Source organism: Bacillus sp. OTU530 (assembly GCF_038440375.1).
In genome coordinates this window covers 79,592-97,415 of sequence record NZ_JASATP010000010.1, presented here as the reverse complement: position 1 = coordinate 97,415, position 17,824 = coordinate 79,592, and the positions used below count along the sequence as shown (strand labels likewise).

Here is a 17,824-nt window from a genome sequence, read left to right as displayed (position 1 = left end):
GCCAGTATCATTCTAGATACTGGCTCTTTGCTTGTTTTACAGTAGAAAGTATAACTTTCTAGCTGAGAGACCGGTCGATGTAGCGAGAAATTTTAGGAATAAAGCGCAATTACCCCTCTGTCTTCGCCTGCCGGCTTGTCAATCGGCGAGTTTTCTTTACGCTGTAAGAAGGTATAAATTTCCAGAAGAAAGGTCATTCGACGTAGTCGGAAATTTTAGGAATACAGTATAAGTGCAACTACCCCTCTGTCTTCGCCTGCCGGCTTGCCAATCGGCGAGTTTTCTTTATAACGTGGTATGGTTTGTTGAACATAAAAACTATACCAACACAGCTCGTTAGTAGAATTCCCGTAATCAAAAATTGTACCGGTATTGCTACTGTTAGCAAACCTAAGCCTGAAGAACCTACAATAACACCGATGGAGAAAAAGGCGTAAAAGTAACCATATGCTTTTCCTCTTGTTTTAGGAGTAGTTGCTTGTATAAGCAACAAATTAATTGCGGGGAATAAAAAGGCAAACCCAACACCATATAAGGCTAAACAGGCATATAGAAGGGCTGCCGTATTGGCCTGCCCGATTAATATTTGACTTACTCCCATGCTGCCTAAACCAATCGAAAAACTAATAAAGGGCGATATACGATCAAATAATTTATTAGTCGGTAAAAGAAATAAAGCCACTGCCACAATTCCAAACATACTCAGCAAGGTCCCGCTCAACCGTGAACTGTAGCCCAACGCTTCTACATGCAAAGGCAAAAGATACGCTAATGATCCCTGGGAAAACATTAAAAGGAAGGCACCTGCAAAGGATTGAATAACTCCCCGATTAAAAATAAACTTATCACTCTGTAATTCTTTTGTTGAAGCCTGTGCCTGTTGTTTCTTGAAGAGAAGAATGGTTATCAAAAATAATAAAAATCCGAAGATAGCAACAGTCATAAATACAAAAGGTACTGATGTTTTACTTGCCATAATGCCACTATAGGCAGGACCTACGATTGCGGCAATGCCGACAAAGGAACCTGTGAAGGCGTTTTGGCTTCCATGTCGATCGTTCTTTGTTTGGTTGGCTAAATAGGTAAAAGCCGCTGGTACAATTAATCCCCCAAAAAAACCGTGAATACATCGAACGATGAATAACCCTTCGACACTTGTAATAGCATTGTATAAATTTAGAGAAATGCTAGTTGTAAGCAAACTGATACATAAGACAATAAAAGCTCCGTATCTATCTGTTAATACACCGGATAAAATATTTCCAAATATATTTGTAAAGGAATACACCCCAACAATAAAGCCTGCAAGCATTGTAGTTGCACCTATAGAAGTAGCAAATGTACTCATCACAGGTAACTGTGTGAATAAATCAATAAATGTAAAAAAGATAATGATATAAATCAACCATATCTTAGGGATCGGTTTAATAGTAAATGTATTTTGCTGTTTTTTTAAGAATACATCATAAATAAAATTACCAAATGGGATAAATGCGACAAGCACGGCAAAGAAAGACCATTTTACATGCCACTGAATCCGGACTTGAGTATAGATAATTGCCAGCGCATACAAAATAAAAATACACCCATGAACGGAGCCTGCCACAGTTACCGCATAAGGATAATTCGCTATGTACTTTAACGGCATGGCTATTCCTAATAACACCAATAATGATACTCCATCAGCTATTCCGGTCCACCTTAACCAGTGAATAGGCGATGTTAGTAGACGTATCGCTTTCAATATACAAACACTCCTTTGGATAATATCCTTACCTCTGTTTGATTACCATAGAGAAGATGGTCCGCTTCAAGAGGAAAGGAAAATCCTTTTGATGAACCCAATGTATTAGATTGAATTGAGGCATTAACATGTTGTAGTTTCCATGATTCATGCATAATATCACAATATGATTGATCGGTAAATAAACTATAGCGTTCTGTCAAAAAATATTCTAAGCTTCCGCTCTTTGCATGGAACCATTCTCCAAATGGGGTATATTCAACCTGATATTTATGATCTTTTCGCATGCTGTGAAAAGAAACAGTTGCATCAAATTGAGCTTGAATATTTGAATAGGTATAGGGGAGAGAATAAAATCTTTTGGCAAAAAACACAGCCAAATGATTTGCAGCGTCACAGCTTAAAAAGTACACGCCAGACTTTCCTTTGTGAGACACGTATGTACGCACATTGACCTGAGGGTAGCGAATAATGCCGAAGCTCATATCAAATGAAACAATGCCAATCCAGGCACTTCCTTCACATGTTTCAATCTCCAGCGGGGCCGGAACCCAAGGACGTAAGGATTCCACCGGTACTCGGTAATGACAAAATAAAAGATTGCTCCATCGTTGTTTCATGTAGTTTCCTTCTTTCCTTTAATGTCGAAGAGATAGACGATTTACGATCGTATTAAGCTTTTGTAAGCTGGAGTTTACCCTGCCTGATTCGCTTTATCCTTATAAATATGAGAAGGATAGCCTTTTACACTTTAAAAAAGTATATATTTCTGGCTGGAAGTTAATTCGATGTAGAAGGAAATTTTAGGAGCAAAGGGTAAGTGCAACTACGCCTCTGTCCCGCCAATCGGCGAGTTTTCTGTATTTACAGCAAATTTGAATAGTCAATAGATAAAACCAAGAGCAGTTCCTGTCACTTACAAAAGTGTTAGGAACTGCTCTTAGTTTTCACAATTAACTCACTTTTATCATCTTAGGCTGCATAAAACCTATGGAGTTGCATGCGGTTTTGTTATAGCTGAGGTGCTGTTACGTATCACTAAATGGTGAGTCACATTAGAATGATGGGGAATTACCGTTTCCCCTTTAATCATTTTAATTAGGTTACGCGTTGCTGTCATTGCAATCTCTGTCGCAGAGTACGAAACCGTCGAGAGTGTAGGCCGTACTATGGCTGACATGAAACTCCCATCAAAGCCGAAAACGGAAACATCTTCAGGAACGCGTAGTCCTTGGTCCATTAAATAATTCATCGCTCCAATTGCGATCCAGTCCGTTGCGCAGAATACAGCAGTGGGCATTAGACCGCTTTCAGCAATTGTACGCATGGCCTCCATACCGTCTTCTGTGGAAATTCCGCTCTCAACGACCCAATCCTCATGAATCGGAATACCCGCATCATTCAATGCCTGCTGATAGCCCTGAAAGCGGTATTTCCCGATATCCGGACCAGGACCGTGAATGATTGCAATTTCACGGTGTCCATTTTGAATGAGATATTTTACCGCTTCATAAGAAGCAGTTACATTATCTATATGAACGGAAGGGACAGAGGAAATAGATGAAATCTGCCCAACTAAGACGCAGGGAATGTTATATTGCTCAATCATCTCAACATGTTTTTCCTCAAAGGCAGAACCGATAAAGATAATGCCATGCACCGCCACTTTACCGAATAAATTCAAATAATGCAGTTCGTTTTCGGCACCCCCATCAGTTGAGCCGATCATAATATCATACCCATATAGCTTAGCTACATTATTGATACCTTCTAGGAAATCATTGAGAACAGTATGGGTGGATTGAGGTGTAATAACGCCAATAAGGCGAGATTCATGCCTTTTTGGCTCAGGACCAAATGTGTTAGGACGATAATTGGTTTGTTTGATAACTTCTAAAACCCGTTTCTTGACATCTTCTTTGACTGGTTTGCTGTTATTGAGGACTCTGGAGACAGTGGCAATGGAAACGCCTGCCATTTCGGCAATGTCTTTAATTGTTATTTTCAAGTGAATCACCACAATCTTTTATAATATATGCGAATCGGGAAAATATTTTCCTTCAGTGTTTATATAGTAAGACTCTAAAATCAGCTGCCTTCTCCTGATATGTACGCAACAAGAGGGGGACTAATTAAGTTTTTAGTAATAAAGAAACGTTTATAGTTTTATTTGTAGATACAGAGTAGAGCTAGTGTAGCGAATTGCAACATTTTTTAGGAAAACTCATCTTATAAATCATAACACAAATAGAAAGAATAGTTCAAATATACATTGACTAAGGAAAAACAATCCTATATAATCGGCTTCATAGGAAACGTTTTCCTAAAGAGGGCGAATTTTTAAGTTTTTTAGTTAATTTTTGATATTTTTTCATGGGATTTATGTCTATTTTTCCTATCTGGGAAAATATTTTCCTTAATGATGTTTTTGAAAGCGTTGTTATAAAGTGTCGATTATTTTCTTGTAGGATTTTGCTAGAGTGGTAGGGGGTATCTTCGGCTTGCTGTCATTTGATAGTGTCCGATGACTATAAAACTAATTTTAATAAAGGGGAATGGAAAATGGTATTTAAGCAACAAGAAAAGTATCATTCAATCGCTGGGGAAAAGTATGACATGATGAAGCAAGTAAAACGAAAATTAGGGTTGGCTGCACTGACTTCCATCCTTACGTTTTCGTTGGCTGCTTGTGGCGGAAAATCCGCTTCTAACGAAACGAAAGCATCTGAACAACCATCAGGAACAGCGGCAACGGATGAATTAAAAGCAGAGCCGGGTGCAGAGCTTCTTCTTTGGGATTCTAAAGATCCTTTTGTAGAATATGCGTCGAAGGAGTTTGAAAAGAAATACAATGTGAAGGTAAAGTTTGAGAAGGTGGAATCAACTGATACTGTAAAACGTCTCTCAACAGACGGTCCAGCGGGTACTGGCGCTGATGTGGTTGTGTTCCCACATGATCATCTGGGAACTGCGGTAAAATCCGGAGTTATTCTACCAAATGACTATTTTGAAGAAGAAACAAAGAAAACAATTGTTGAACCTGCGGTACAAGCCTCGACTTATGAAGGTGTTCTGTATGGTTATCCACGTAACATTGAAACGTATGCATTGTATGTAAATAAGGATTTGGTGAAAGACGCGAAACTTGATACTTGGGAAGATATCATTGCATTTTCGAAGAAATTTAATGATGTCCCTAATAACAAATTTGGCTTTTTGTACGAAGCAAACAATCCGTACTTTAACTATGCGTTTATGGCAGGATACGGCGGCTATGTGTTTGGGAAAAATGGTACCGACAAAAACGACATTGGTATCAATAATGAAGGCGCTGTCAAAGGGATGGAGTTTTACCGTTCGCTAAAAGAGATTATACCAGTTAACCCAAAGGATATTACAGCTGATGTGAAAACTGGCTTATGGCAAGAAGGCAAGGTAGCAATCAATCTTGATGGAATTTGGAATGCTGGAAACTTTGCGAAATTGCCATTTGAAGTTGAAGTAATTCCACTTCCGAAAATGCCTGGTGGAGCAGAACCCGTTGCATTCTCAGGTGTGAAATCTTACTATGTGAGCTCCTACTCGAAATATCCAAATGCTGCTAGATTATTCGCTCACTTCTTGACAACGAAGGAAATGATGTTGAAAAACTACGAGTTGAACGGTGTTCTTCCTGCCGCGAAAGATCTTGAAAATGAGGAAGCGATCAAAAACGATAAGATTATCGCAGGATTCATGCAGCAAGTAGCAAAGACGCAACCAATGCCAAGTATTCCAGAGACACAGTTCTTCTGGCAAAGTGTAACACCAGCGATTGAGCAAATTTGGAACGGTGCTGATGTGAAGGCGACATTGGACAAGGCTGCTGGAGAGATGAAAACAAATATTGCCACTGGTAACAAATAGACGGGATAGTAGCGTGTATTGAAGGATATAAAATTCGCTCACCCGATGCGGCGTACTAGGTGAGCGAATCTATTAAGAAGGAGTTGATTAGAATGCAGCAGCAATACAAGGCAGTAATAGATAAGCAACAATATAGTTTGGACGGAATGAGGCAGCATCGTAAGACAGCAACGCTCTTATCTATCCTCGCTATGGGAATGGGCCAACTGTATAACAAACAGTATGTAAAAGGAATTTTAATGTTGATGCTTCATCTTTCAGGTATTTATTTCATTGCTACTAAATTACCGCATGCGATTTGGGGTGTATACACACTTGGAGAGACAAAAACTGAACTGAAAAAGGTAGGAAAGTTGTACCAGCAAGTAATGGGTGACCATTCTATTTTCTTGCTCGTTGAAGGTTTAATTGTTCTTTTTATCGTGATCGTATTGGCCTGCATTTACGTAGCAAATGTGAAAGACGCGTATCGGATTGGACAACTGCGCGAAGAAGGGCAAGTGCCAAACACGTTTAAGCAGACCGTGAAATATATCGCAGATTATCGTTTTCCACATTTTGTGATATCGCTTCCAATGCTAGGTATTTTATTCTTCACAGTATTACCTATTATATTTATGATTTTGCTTGCATTCACAAACTTTACTCGAGAAAATATGCCGCCAGCTAACCTGGTTGATTGGCACGGTTTTCAAACGTTTAAGGATATGTTTCAGATTAAAGCTTGGAGCGGTACATTTTACGGGGTAGCATTATGGACATTTGTGTGGGCGGTCTTTGCAACGTTTACCTGTTTCTTTGGCGGATTCGCTGTTGCGCTTATCGTACAACAGAAGGATATCCGATTTAAAGCATTCTGGCGCACACTTTTCATTCTTCCCTATGCAATCCCGGCGTTTGTATCAACTTTGATTCTGCGCAATATGTTTAATGGACAATTTGGCCCAATTAACCAGTATTTAGCAATGATGGGGATTTCCAAAATCCCTTGGCTGACAGATCCAATGTGGGCCAAATTCACAATTATTCTAGTTAACTTCTGGTTAGGCTTCCCAGTTTCTATGTTGATGATTATCGGTATTTTGTCTACGATACCGAAGGATATGTATGAGGCAGCCGATATTGATGGAGCGACTGCTTTCCAAAAGATGCGATGGATTACCTTCCCCGCTGTAATGCAGTCCATGGCACCGCTCTTAATTATGCAGTTTGTTGGAAATATCAATAATTTCAATATTATCTACCTATTAACTAACGGAGAACCGTCTAATGCAGAGTATAAGTTTGCAGGGCATACAGATATTTTAATTACTTGGTTATACAAGTTGTCCCTAGACCAAGGGCAATATAACTTTGCTTCGGTAATCGGAATCTTCATCTTTATTATTCTCGCAGTATTTGCAATTTGGAACTTACGCCGTACGAAAGCATTTAAAGAGGAGGAAGCATAATGAGTCGGAAAAAAACAAAGAACTCTATCCGTTTGGTACTCAGTTATACCGTGCTTGTAGTAATTGCTATTCTTTGTTGTTATCCAGCGTTATGGGTGGTGATGTCTTCCCTTCGCCCGGGAGGTGCTCTTTATAGTGAAACATTGATTCCGAAGACTTTGACATTTGTTCATTATGCAGAATTATTTTCAAAATATCCGTTCGGTCAGTGGTATATGAATACATTAAAGATTGCAGTGATCAGTACAATCATTGGTACGACTCTTGTCATGCTGACGGGCTATGTGTTCTCGAAGTTCCGATTCTCGGGACGTAAAAACTTGATGAGCGGTTTGCTTGTGCTTGGCTTATTCCCTGGCTTTATGAGTATGATTGCCGTGTATATTTTGTTAAATCAAATGAACCTGTTAAATACACATTTTGCCATCATTTTAGTATCGGCAGCAGGAGCTCCGCTTGGCTTCCTATACGTAAAAAGCTACTTTGATACAGTTCCGACTAGCTTGGTTGAAGCGGCAAGAATTGACGGTGCATCCAATTTGAGTATTTTGTTTCGAATCATTTTGCCAATGTCAACACCGCTAATTGTATTTACGTCGTTAACGATTTTTACCGGAGTATTTACAGATTTTATTTTCGCAAAGCTAGTACTGCGATCTCCTGAGAAGCTCACTCTTGCGGTCGGTTTGTTCGACATGATTAACAACAAGTTTGCGACTGAGTTTACTGTGTTTGCAGCAGGTTGTGTCATGATTGCTCTCCCGATTACAATTTTGTTTATGATCATGCAGCGTTACTTAGTAGAAGGTTTAACAGCTGGTGCTGAAAAGGGATAAGAAGGTTAATTGACAGATTCATAGATAACCAAAGCAAAGAAGAAGGAAATCAAGCCGTCCCGCACCCTGTTGCGGGGCGGTTTGATGTGAGGTATGTGAAAAAAACAGAAGAAGGAGTCGGGTATATTGAAAAAAACATGGAAAGATTGACTGAAGAATATCTGAATGTGAGAAGAAAATCGGATAGTAAGTCATTTCACTTATCAAAGGAGGAGTAATTTTGATTACTCGTGAAGCGATATATCACCGTCCAAAAAACAACTTTGCATATGCTTATGATACAAAAACATTGCACGTTCGTCTGCGTACAAAGAAAAATGATATAGAGAACGTAACTCTCATTCATGGTGATCCGTATATCTGGAAGGAAGGTGTTTGGCAATACGAAACAAGCACGATGAATAAAATAGCAACTACAGAGTTGTTCGATTATTGGTTTGTTGCGATTCAACCGGATTTTCGCCGTTTGCGTTACGGCTTTGAAGTAAAAAGCAACGAAGAAATAATTGTTTATACAGAAAAAGGATTCTTTGATGAAATTATTACTAAGGATAATGCTCCTTATTTTTGCTTCCCGTATTTAAATGCAGAAGATGTATTCAATCCACCTGCTTGGGTGCGCGACACAGTGTGGTATCAAATTTTCCCAGAGCGCTTCGGCAGCGGTGACCCTTCCATCAATCCTAAAAGTGCATTGCCATGGGGTAGCGAGGAGCCGACACCGACAAACTTCTTCGGCGGTGACTTTGAAGGCGTCATTCAAAACATTGATTATCTTGTGCAATTAGGCATCACAGGCATCTACTTCACACCGATTTTCAAAGCAACGACAAACCATAAGTACGACACGGTGGACTATATGGAAATCGACCCGCAATTCGGCGACAAGGAAACATTTAAACGTCTTGTACAAGTTTGTCATGAAAATGGAATAAAGGTGATGCTGGACGCCGTATTCAACCATAGCGGTTTCTATTTTGCACAATTTCAGGACGTATTAGAAAGAGGTGAATCATCTAAATACAAAGACTGGTTCTACATTTGGGACTTTCCAGTACAAACAGAACCTGTACCTAACTACGATACATTCGCATTTACTCATATGATGCCTAAACTAAATACCTCTCATCCAGAAGTGCGGGAATATTTATTAGAGGTAGGCCGCTACTGGGTACGAGAGTTTGACATTGACGGCTGGCGCTTAGACGTAGCAAACGAAGTAGGGCATGATTTCTGGCGTGCATTCCGTAAAGAAGTGAAGGCTATTAAGTCAGATGTGTATATTCTCGGTGAAATTTGGCACGATTCCATGCCGTGGCTGCAAGGTGATCAATTCGATGCAGTGATGAACTACCCGTATTCAAACGCAGCTATTCAATTCTTTGCTCAAGATACAATTCAAGCAGAAGAATTCGCAAACAAGACAACGGAGGCACTTCTTATGTATCCAGAAAACGCAACAGAAGTAGCCTTCAATTTATTAGGGAGTCATGATACACCACGTATTTTAACGGTGTGCAAGGATAATAAGGAAAAGGTAAAGCAACTATTTACTTTCCTGTTTTCGTCTCCGGGCACACCTTGTATTTACTATGGAGATGAAATTAGTATGTCAGGGGAAATGGACCCCGGCTGCCGTAAGTGTATGATTTGGGATGAGGAAGAGCAAGACAAAGATATGTTTCATTTTGTTGCTCAATTAATTCGTTTACGCAAAGAAAACTCCGCATTCAGCAACTACGGTACATTTCAATTTGTTACGGCAAGCAATGAAACGAACCATGTCATGTATACAAAAACATTTGAAGAGCAGACAGTGCTATTTGTATTCAATAACTCTGATAAAGAAATTACAGTGGATGTACCGTTTAACTTAAAAGGCAAAAAGATTACGAACTTACTGACAGGTGAAGAGGTTTCATATGGAGTGGAACATGTGGATTTAGTCCTTGCAGCTCATGGATTTGTCGTATTGGAATTTTAATGCCGATAGAGTAGGAATGTAAATTAGCAAGTATTGAAGATACTTGCAAATTTATGGTGGGAGAAGGAGGATGATGATGGGCGACAGATGGTTAGTAGGTGTTGATGTAGGCGGTACCTCGATTAAAATGGCGTTTATCAACTTGATGGGTGATATTATCTACAGTTGGGAAATAGGCACGGATAAAAGAAAAAGAGGTCGCTATATTCCCGTAGATATTGCAAGATCAATTGATAAAAAGTTGAATGAATTAAATCAAACAAAAAGCAAGTTGATTGGTATTGGTATCGGAGCGCCGGGCCCTGTTAACGAACAAGATGGTTCTATTGAGATTGCAATTAACTTGGGGTGGGAGAACTTCCCGTTACAAAACATCCTTGAGCGGGAAACGTCTTTACCTGTTGTGGTAGACAATGATGCAAATATTGCAGCAATCGGGGAAATGTGGAAAGGTGCCGGCAAAGGCGCAAAAAACTTAATATGTGTAACACTAGGAACTGGTGTTGGTGGCGGGATTATCGTCAACGGTGAGATTGTGCGCGGTGCAAATGGAGCAGGTGGTGAAATCGGCCATATTACATCTGTTCCTAAAGACGGCTCACCTTGTAATTGCGGAAAAACGGGATGCTTAGAAACAGTAGCATCAGCAACCGGAATTACCCGTCTAGCATTAGAGGAACTAGCTTCTGCTAATAGGATTAGTAAATTAAGAGATCACTATGATACACATCAAACAGTAACATCTAAATTAGTTTTTGATGCAGTAAAAGAAGGAGATGAAATAGCGAAACAAGTCATTGATCAAGTTACGTTTTATTTAGGAGTAGCTATAGCAAATTTAGCGAATGGCTTGAATCCTGAAAAAATTGTAATTGGCGGTGGTGTTTCGAAAGCTGGTCACGCGTTACTGACACCTTTGAAAGAACAGTTTTCTCAATTCGCTTTTCCAAGGGTAGCCCAGGGAGCGGAGTTAGTTATCGCAACATTAGGCAATGATGCGGGTGTAGTTGGTGGTGCCTGGCTAGCGAAGGAAAAACTAATGAACGAGTTACAAGTATTGAACTTATAAGCAAAGAACATTGTCATATCAGCGGGAACGTTCCTAGAAATAAGTGGAGGTATGTTATGCGTAAAACAAAAATTGTATGTACGATTGGTCCAGCAAGTGAAAGTATTGAGAAATTAATCCAATTAAGGGAAAGGTTTAAATCATGGGACAATCGAAAGATGAAAAAAAATTGACTTTATTCGCTCTTACTTGGCCAATTTTCATCGAACTCCTTTTGCACATGGTAATGGGGAATGCAGATACACTCATGCTAAGCCAATATAATGATAACGCCGTAGCGGCTGTTGGTGTGTCAAATCAGATTCTCCAGCTTGTCATTGTTATGTTTGGCTTTGTTGCGACGGGAACAGCTATTATCGTCGCGCAACATTTAGGGGGAAAGCAAAATAAAACAGCAGCTGAAATTGTTGTGGTCTCAATTGGGGTTAATTTTATCTTTAGTGTGATCCTAAGTGGAGCTTTATTGCTATTTGGCGAATTGTTCTTAAAAGCAATGAAGCTTCCAGCTGAATTGATGGATAATGCTTTAGTATACTTGCAGATTGTTGGCGGTTTTTCTTTTATGCAGGCTTTGTCGATGACGATTGGAGCAAGCCTAAAAAGCTATAGTTTTACCAAGGATGCCATGTATGTAACAATTGGTATTAACGTATTGCATATAATCGGAAACTATCTATTGATATTCGGCATCATGGGATTTCCTGAATTGGGTGTGAAAGGTGCTGCAATTTCTACCGTTGTGAGTCGTTTAGTAGGTCTCATCATCATTTTTATATTATTAATAAAGCGAATTCCTCAAGGGCTTCCATTCAAACAAATACGTACATTGACTAAGGAACATACATCAAAACTACTTAAAATTGGTGTTCCTACGGCCGGAGAGCATATTGCTTACAACACATCACAAATGATGCTTACTGTTTTTGTTACAACTTTAGGTACAACAGCAATTACAATAAAAGTGTATACTCAAAATTTAATGATGTTTCTGCTTTTGTTTGGAGTTGCAATCGGACAAGGTACGCAAATTTTAATCAGTTATCTTGTCGGTGCAGGTAAACAGGAGAAAGCATATGCTCGCTGTTTAAAAAGCTTACGAAGTGCCATGGTTGTCTCGACCGTCATGGCCATCATATTTTCTGTGTTTTCAAGAGAATTGCTTGGCATTTTTACTGAAAATCCAGAAATCATTAGTTTAGGGAGCACTCTAATTTTATTAACCATTATTTTAGAACCGGGACGCTCATTCAATCTCGTTGTGATTAATGCGCTGCGTGCTGCAGGAGATGTTAAATTCCCTGTTTATATGGGAATTCTTTCGATGTGGGGGGTGGCAGTACCAACCGCTTATCTATTAACAATTCATTTCAATATGGGGCTTATCGGAATTTGGATTGCTTTCATTGTAGACGAGTGGTTACGAGGGATCCTCATGCTGTGGAGATGGCGTTCAAGGGTATGGGTAAATATGAGGTTTATAGGTTCTAGTTCTAGTGCGAAGGTAACTCATTGAGTTACCTATTTAACAACAGGAAACGATGGAAGACACTTTAGTGAACACTACATCGTTTTTCTTTTTGTAATTTAACAATTCAAATGCCCGGTTGAGTAAAGTTAGAAGCTAATAAGAGGAAATATGTAAACTGTTTTTGTAGAAAAGAGAGATATATACCTATTTGTTAATTTTTATATATGTACGGTTGAGCGATTGTTTAGTGCTGAGATATAAAAAACAGCTAAAGAATCGTCTTTAGCTGTTAACTCAATGAATTTCTATGAAGTACATAAAAGGTATGTTGGTAGATATTTCTTTCATCTACCTGTCCTTCCTTTTCAGAAACGGTCGTCCACTCTGCTTTGTTGAAAGAGGGGAAATACGTATCTCCGTCAAATGTATGGTGAATTTGTGTTATGTACATTTTATGAACGTAAGGAAGAAACAGTTGATAAATTTCTGTTCCACCAAATATAAAAATCTCCCTAGGATCATCTTTGAATTCTGAAATTACTTCTTCCAAAGAGTGGTTTACTTGGCAACCATCTATCTGTAAATTCTTATCTCTCGTTAATACTACGTTTAAACGGTTAGGTAAAGGCTTTCCGATAGATTCAAAGTTTTTTCTGCCTAGAATAATAACATTATTAGTTGTTAATTCCTTAACTCGTTTTAAATCGTTAGGCAAATGCCAAGGTAAATTATTGTCTTTTCCTATAACTCCATTTTGATCCATTGCAACAATTAATGAAAACATATGTCATGGCCCCTTTCTAGATTATAAGCTGTACTTGTTGTAGTGGGATTTGTTGATTGTATTTTTATCCAATGATTCTTAGAAAATCTATTGAATATACGTTGAAGATGCTCCCTGTATCTTATCACATGCTACTAAAATGGTATACGTATTAATAAGGGAATGTTAATCGTTCGGAGGCTTGGATTTGGGGGAATAGGGCCAGTAAATAGAATGACTTAATTTAATTAAATTGTACTGTCTGGAGAATAATATTAGATGGTGTTAATATGTGTAACAAGAAACATGAGTTGATTTTATTGGAAAGAGTAAAAGTGCTCTTTATGGTTAGAAATGTTAATTCTTTGATTCTGCTTTACATACTTTAAAACTTATATTTAAGGGAGGAAATTTAGTATGCTTTCCGGTCTTGTCGCAATGGACAAAAATAGATTAATCGGTAAAGATAATGATTTACCTTGGCGGCTTCCTGCAGATTTGGCGTATTTTAAAAAGGTAACAATGGGGCATCCAATTATCATGGGGCGAAAGACATTTGAAGCGATAGGAAAGCCGCTTCCAGGAAGAAGAAACATCATCGTGACAAGAAATGAGCAATATAAGCAGCCAGGCTGTGAGGTGTTGTCTTCTATTGAGGACATCTATAAAGTGGGCGATGGTATTGAAGAAGTATTTGTCATTGGGGGGGCAGAAATTTTCAAAGAGGTGCTGCCGATGATGGACCGGCTATATGTTACATATATTGATGAGGAATTTGAAGGAGACACCTATTTTCCAAATATAAATGATAATGAGTGGAGAATTATTTCGGAGGAACCAGGAATAACAGATGAAAAAAATCCTTATCACTACCGCTTTGTTGTGTATGAAAGGCAATAATGGCTGGGAGCAATGTGATTTGGTGGAGGTCTGCTCATAAGGTGGACCTCTATCTATGCAGAAGTGCTCTAGTTTCCGTGAAAAAGACTAAGCAAAAACCTGCAGGAAAGACATTTTTTTCTTTACACTTTAAGAAAGTATAAATTTCTAGCTGGAAGACAATTCGACGTAGTGAGAAATTTTAGGAATACAGTATAAGTAGGGCTACGCCTCTGTCCTCGCCCAAAGGCAGGGCTCGCCAATCGGCGAGTTTTCTTTAAACCGTTTTTACCTTCTCTCTTCTCTCATTTTCTGTTTCTCTTCTTCTTTTTCTTCTGCTCGTCCTGTATAATGGATACGAATGTATTTTAGATGGGGGTCTTTTATGATTCGTACTATTTTTTCTGCTGTATATATTTTCATTCTTGTTCTTCGGACCGCGCCAAGATTACTTCCCATGCAAAAGCTGGCAGAAACGATTCCGCCTGAAGAAAAGGATCGGCTTGTACATAAAACGCCTGACTGGTTTGGTAAGCGGATGGTGCGTGTCACTGGTTCTAAAGTGGAAGTAAAAGGCTTAGAGCATATACCGCAAGACCGAGCTGTTCTTGTGGTTGCCAATCATCAAAGCAACTTTGATATCCCTGTATTAATGGGATATTTAACCAAGCCAATCGGCTTTATTTCGAAGGTAGAAATGAAGAAGATTCCGATTGCAGCACACTGGATGGAACTCATGAATAGTGTATTTATGGATCGAAGCGATCGACGTCAATCACTGCAGGCAATTAAAGATGGTATCGAGACTTTAAAAGCAGGTCATTCACTTGTTGTGTTTCCAGAGGGTACTCGCAGCAAAAGTGGTGAAATGGGAGAGTTTAAAACAGGCAGTTTTCATCTTGCAACAAAGTCTGGTGTTCCGATTTTACCAGTTACGATTGAGGGAACGCATAATATTTTAGAGGGAAATGGGAATAGAATTCGTCCTTCTCGTGTTACACTTACGATTTCTGAGCCGATTTATGAGGAAGAGTACCGCGATATGGATTTAAAAGAACTTGCTCGTTATACACAAAATATTATTCAATCTAAATTATCGTAAAAAAAGCGGGCCTTGAGAGCTACACATCATCCTGAAAAGTTATGCTTTCTTACAGTGTAAAAAACGAAGCTGTCTCCAAAAGATTACGTGTAGCAATCTTTTGGAGACAGCTTTCTCTTTTTTTACTTATTTTCTTGCTCAAGTAACATTCGGATTCCAGTCACAATCAATTGGTGATCTTCCTCCTGAGATAGCCCAGACACTGTGATTGTACCAATCACCCCGACATGTTTAATCGTCAGTGGAAAGGATCCGCCATGAACAGCATATTCCTCTGGATTAACAGAATACGTTTCAAAGTATGAGCGATTTTTAGACTCATTATAAAGCCTCATGAAATAGGAGCTATGATAATGCCTTTCGACAACTCTAGATTTTCGTTTGATCCAATGCTCTTGATCAGGGCTTGTTCCGTTCATCGCATGATAAAAAAGCTGTTGTCCTCCTCTTGTAATAGCAACTGCGATACTCTTTCCTTCTTTTTTAGCTAATTCGATAATGAATAACCCTAACTGTAAAGCTGTATCATTAGTAAATGTCGTGAACTGCAATTCTTTTTCTTGAGCTTGGATCAGTGCTAATTTGTTTTCGATTGAATGAATCTCCATTTTTTCTCCTTACTTGTCAATGAAGACAGCTTGTTTTTCGGCGCTGCTCTTAAGTGCGGCATGAATCATTTGAATGGTTTGTAAACCTTCCTCTGCACGAACTGGGCAAGGCTGTCCGTAACGAATATGTTCAAATACTTGTTTATAATAGGATGTGTAGGAACCAGGCAGCGTTTTCACTTTGGTTACGACCTCTTGCTCATCCTCGTGGAGTATTAATGTACCATAACATTCAGGATTGTCCTCGCCCCAATCATCAGCTGTTGGAATTTTCCCCGCTTTTAATGCATCTTCTTGTCCGTCAATTCCGTATTTAATAAAGCTGCCTTTGCTGCCATGTAATGTAAACTTTGGTCCTTGGCCTGCGACAATTGAACCGCAGTGTAAAATAACCCGTAGTTTGCCATAACCCATAATGATGTGGAAGTAATCATCTGTTTTTGCGCCGTCCCTTTGTGCAACTACGTCAGCTAGTACAAATTGCGGTTTGCCAAATAGGTGCAGCGCTTGATCAATTAAGTGGGAACCTAAGTCATACAGTATCCCAGCCCCTTTGACTGCTTGCTCTCTCCAGCGATCTTGTACGTGAGGGCGGAAGCGATCAAAGTGAGCCTCGTACGTATTAACCTTTCCGAGCGTATCCTCTGCAATTAAACGTTTAATGGTTAAGAAGTCATTATCCCATCGTCGGTTCTGATATACACTTAACATAAGCTGCTGTTCGTTTGCTAATTGAATCAGCTCTTCCGCTTCTTCGGGATCTATGACCATTGGTTTTTCAATGACAACATGTTTCCCAGCTAGTAAGCTTTGTTTCGCCATTTCATAATGAAGCGTATTTGGTGTTGTAATGATAACTAGTTCGATAGTCTCGTCTTTTAGCACATCTTCTATCGTTTCAACGACCTGTACGGCTCCTAAAGTTTGCGCAACCTTTTGAGGATTCCGGGACATAACTTTGACGATCTCATATTCCGTTAATGCTTGCAGAAGAGGGGCATGAAAGGTCTCTCCAGAGAAGCCGTATCCGATTAAGCCGACTCTCATTGTATTCATTGGTAATCACTCCTCATGTTTTTGTTTGTTACAATTAATTCGATATTATAATTGTGCAGCTGCTGCTCTATTTCTGGAGGAGGAACTCGATCCGTTATGATAATATCAATCTCTTCTAGTCCGCATACCTTATGCAGAAACGTTTTTTGAAATTTTGTAGATTCAGTAAGCACTATTACCCGTTGGGACGCCCGGATCATGCCTTTTTTTACATAGGCTTCGCTTTCGTCAGGGGCGGTGAGACCGCCTGTTCCGAGGCCGCATGCTCCAATAAATAATGTATGAGCTTGATATTTTGCCAGCTCTTCAACGGTGTGCAAACCAATAAAATTCCGATGATAGGGATTGAATTTTCCTCCGACCATATAAACGGTAATGTCGGGACGATCGCTTAAGCTTGTAACAATATCGATTGAATTAGTAATAGCTGTTATATCCTTGCCTCTCATATAACGGGCAGCAAGCTCTACAGTGGTGGAGGTATCGAAGAGGATAGTATCTCCATCATGAATCAATGAACAAGCTGTTTGGGCAATATGTTCTTTTTCTTGAGAGATATTTCTCTCCTGATAACGAGGTACGTGAGAATGTTTTGAGGAGAGAATAGCACCTCTTTTTACTCTTACAATATCCCCATCCTCCTCAAGTTTCACTAAGTCCCTTCTTGCGGTATCACGCGAGACCTGAAATTTCTCCATAATGTCCTCAAGGCTAATTTCATTATGGGTATGAAGCAATTCTTTAATCTGTTCGATGCGTTTTTTCTGGGACATGTATTCACCTCTATTTTCCAATAGATAACATTGTATTAAAGGTAAGCTTTTTTTAAGTAATAATCAAGTAAAAAACTTATATTTTATAATATTTTAAGTTTTTTGCTTGGTTTTGAATTGGAAGAGACTTGAGGAAGAAGACGAAGTCAACATGAAAAACCCACAGAGAATATCTTCGTTGCTCT

The 17,824-nt window shown here is 39.2% G+C and carries 15 protein-coding genes and 1 pseudogene; 9 read left to right on the top strand and 7 right to left on the bottom strand.

Going from position 1 to position 17,824, the window contains the following annotated elements; all coding sequences use genetic code 11:
• Positions 1 to 238: 238 nt before the first annotated feature.
• The 3 genes from AAHB12_RS10005 to AAHB12_RS09995 form a co-directional block, all read right to left on the bottom strand.
• On the bottom strand, positions 239 to 1,744 hold the full coding sequence (locus AAHB12_RS10005) for an MFS transporter (RefSeq protein ID WP_342045198.1): 1,506 nt from the start codon (positions 1,742 to 1,744) through the stop codon (positions 239 to 241).
• Positions 1,741 to 2,364 (bottom strand): YqjF family protein, encoded by a 624-nt coding sequence (locus AAHB12_RS10000; protein ID WP_129726531.1) that lies wholly within the window; start codon positions 2,362 to 2,364, stop codon positions 1,741 to 1,743. The genes AAHB12_RS10005 and AAHB12_RS10000 overlap by 4 nt, the downstream gene beginning before the upstream one ends.
• A 368-nt stretch (positions 2,365 to 2,732) precedes the next feature.
• The gene (locus AAHB12_RS09995) at positions 2,733 to 3,752 is read right to left on the bottom strand and encodes a LacI family DNA-binding transcriptional regulator (RefSeq protein WP_342045197.1); all 1,020 of its coding nucleotides are present in this window, start codon (positions 3,750 to 3,752) and stop codon (positions 2,733 to 2,735) included.
• Between the two features lie 554 nt (positions 3,753 to 4,306).
• Here AAHB12_RS09995 and AAHB12_RS09990 point away from each other — a divergent pair.
• The 7 genes and pseudogenes from AAHB12_RS09990 to AAHB12_RS09965 all read left to right on the top strand — a co-directional run bounded on the left by AAHB12_RS09990 (position 4,307) and on the right by AAHB12_RS09965 (position 12,503).
• A complete protein-coding gene (locus AAHB12_RS09990; RefSeq protein ID WP_342045196.1) occupies positions 4,307 to 5,650 on the top strand; it encodes a sugar ABC transporter substrate-binding protein in 1,344 nt (447 codons plus the stop codon).
• Between the two features lie 146 nt (positions 5,651 to 5,796).
• On the top strand, positions 5,797 to 7,101 hold the full coding sequence (locus AAHB12_RS09985) for a carbohydrate ABC transporter permease (RefSeq protein WP_129726701.1): 1,305 nt from the start codon (positions 5,797 to 5,799) through the stop codon (positions 7,099 to 7,101).
• Complete coding sequence (locus AAHB12_RS09980; protein ID WP_342045195.1) at positions 7,101 to 7,937, top strand: sugar ABC transporter permease; 837 nt, start codon at positions 7,101 to 7,103, stop codon at positions 7,935 to 7,937. Before AAHB12_RS09985 ends, AAHB12_RS09980 begins: the two co-directional genes overlap by 1 nt.
• Before the next feature lie 223 nt (positions 7,938 to 8,160).
• On the top strand, positions 8,161 to 9,921 hold the full coding sequence (locus AAHB12_RS09975; protein WP_342045248.1) for an alpha-glycosidase: 1,761 nt from the start codon (positions 8,161 to 8,163) through the stop codon (positions 9,919 to 9,921).
• A 76-nt stretch (positions 9,922 to 9,997) separates the two neighbouring features.
• Complete coding sequence (locus AAHB12_RS09970; protein ID WP_342045247.1) at positions 9,998 to 10,990, top strand: ROK family glucokinase; 993 nt, start codon at positions 9,998 to 10,000, stop codon at positions 10,988 to 10,990.
• Between the two features lie 56 nt (positions 10,991 to 11,046).
• Positions 11,047 to 11,121: pseudogene (locus AAHB12_RS31730) on the top strand (hypothetical protein); the annotation flags it as partial.
• A gap of 11 nt (positions 11,122 to 11,132) precedes the next feature.
• Positions 11,133 to 12,503, top strand: coding sequence for an MATE family efflux transporter (locus tag AAHB12_RS09965; RefSeq protein WP_342045194.1), 1,371 nt, complete (start codon positions 11,133 to 11,135; stop codon positions 12,501 to 12,503).
• 244 nt (positions 12,504 to 12,747) lie between these two features.
• Here AAHB12_RS09965 and AAHB12_RS09960 read toward each other — a convergent pair whose 3' ends face one another.
• Positions 12,748 to 13,242, bottom strand: a complete 495-nt coding sequence (locus AAHB12_RS09960) for a dihydrofolate reductase (protein ID WP_342045193.1) — start codon at positions 13,240 to 13,242, stop codon at positions 12,748 to 12,750.
• Positions 13,243 to 13,638: 396 nt separating this feature from the next.
• On the opposite strand from AAHB12_RS09960, the gene AAHB12_RS09955 reads away from it, so the two are divergent.
• Positions 13,639 to 14,121: a dihydrofolate reductase gene (locus AAHB12_RS09955; protein ID WP_129726523.1), complete on the top strand. Its 483-nt coding sequence runs from the start codon at positions 13,639 to 13,641 to the stop codon at positions 14,119 to 14,121.
• Positions 14,122 to 14,485: 364 nt separating this feature from the next.
• Entirely contained in the window at positions 14,486 to 15,202 is a 717-nt protein-coding gene (locus AAHB12_RS09950) for a lysophospholipid acyltransferase family protein (RefSeq protein WP_342045192.1), read from the top strand.
• 122 nt (positions 15,203 to 15,324) lie between these two features.
• On the opposite strand, the gene AAHB12_RS09945 is transcribed toward AAHB12_RS09950, so the two are convergent.
• Genes AAHB12_RS09945 through AAHB12_RS09935 form a run of 3 tightly spaced genes read right to left on the bottom strand, consistent with a single transcriptional unit; the run spans position 15,325 to position 17,639 of the window.
• On the bottom strand, positions 15,325 to 15,810 hold the full coding sequence (locus AAHB12_RS09945) for a heme-degrading domain-containing protein (protein WP_342045191.1): 486 nt from the start codon (positions 15,808 to 15,810) through the stop codon (positions 15,325 to 15,327).
• A 9-nt stretch (positions 15,811 to 15,819) separates the two neighbouring features.
• Complete coding sequence (locus AAHB12_RS09940) at positions 15,820 to 16,866, bottom strand: oxidoreductase (protein ID WP_342045190.1); 1,047 nt, start codon at positions 16,864 to 16,866, stop codon at positions 15,820 to 15,822.
• Positions 16,863 to 17,639: a DeoR/GlpR family DNA-binding transcription regulator gene (locus tag AAHB12_RS09935; RefSeq protein ID WP_342045189.1), complete on the bottom strand. Its 777-nt coding sequence runs from the start codon at positions 17,637 to 17,639 to the stop codon at positions 16,863 to 16,865. Before AAHB12_RS09935 ends, AAHB12_RS09940 begins: the two co-directional genes overlap by 4 nt.
• Positions 17,640 to 17,824 lie beyond the last annotated feature (185 nt).

What these genes read in the sequence shown, in the direction of transcription:
- AAHB12_RS09990 (WP_342045196.1), top strand. Translation starts at nt 4,307, where the DNA reads ATGGTATTTAAGCAACAAGAAAAGTATCATTCAATCGCTGGGGAAAAG.
- AAHB12_RS09960 (WP_342045193.1), bottom strand. Translation starts at nt 13,242, where the DNA reads ATGTTTTCATTAATTGTTGCAATGGATCAAAATGGAGTTATAGGAAAA.
- AAHB12_RS09945 (WP_342045191.1), bottom strand. Translation starts at nt 15,810, where the DNA reads ATGGAGATTCATTCAATCGAAAACAAATTAGCACTGATCCAAGCTCAA.
- AAHB12_RS10000 (WP_129726531.1), bottom strand. Translation starts at nt 2,364, where the DNA reads ATGAAACAACGATGGAGCAATCTTTTATTTTGTCATTACCGAGTACCG.
- AAHB12_RS09935 (WP_342045189.1), bottom strand. Translation starts at nt 17,639, where the DNA reads ATGTCCCAGAAAAAACGCATCGAACAGATTAAAGAATTGCTTCATACC.
- AAHB12_RS09950 (WP_342045192.1), top strand. Translation starts at nt 14,486, where the DNA reads ATGATTCGTACTATTTTTTCTGCTGTATATATTTTCATTCTTGTTCTT.
- AAHB12_RS09985 (WP_129726701.1), top strand. Translation starts at nt 5,797, where the DNA reads ATGAGGCAGCATCGTAAGACAGCAACGCTCTTATCTATCCTCGCTATG.
- AAHB12_RS09970 (WP_342045247.1), top strand. Translation starts at nt 9,998, where the DNA reads ATGGGCGACAGATGGTTAGTAGGTGTTGATGTAGGCGGTACCTCGATT.
- AAHB12_RS09955 (WP_129726523.1), top strand. Translation starts at nt 13,639, where the DNA reads ATGCTTTCCGGTCTTGTCGCAATGGACAAAAATAGATTAATCGGTAAA.
- AAHB12_RS09940 (WP_342045190.1), bottom strand. Translation starts at nt 16,866, where the DNA reads ATGAATACAATGAGAGTCGGCTTAATCGGATACGGCTTCTCTGGAGAG.
- AAHB12_RS09965 (WP_342045194.1), top strand. Translation starts at nt 11,133, where the DNA reads ATGGGACAATCGAAAGATGAAAAAAAATTGACTTTATTCGCTCTTACT.
- AAHB12_RS09980 (WP_342045195.1), top strand. Translation starts at nt 7,101, where the DNA reads ATGAGTCGGAAAAAAACAAAGAACTCTATCCGTTTGGTACTCAGTTAT.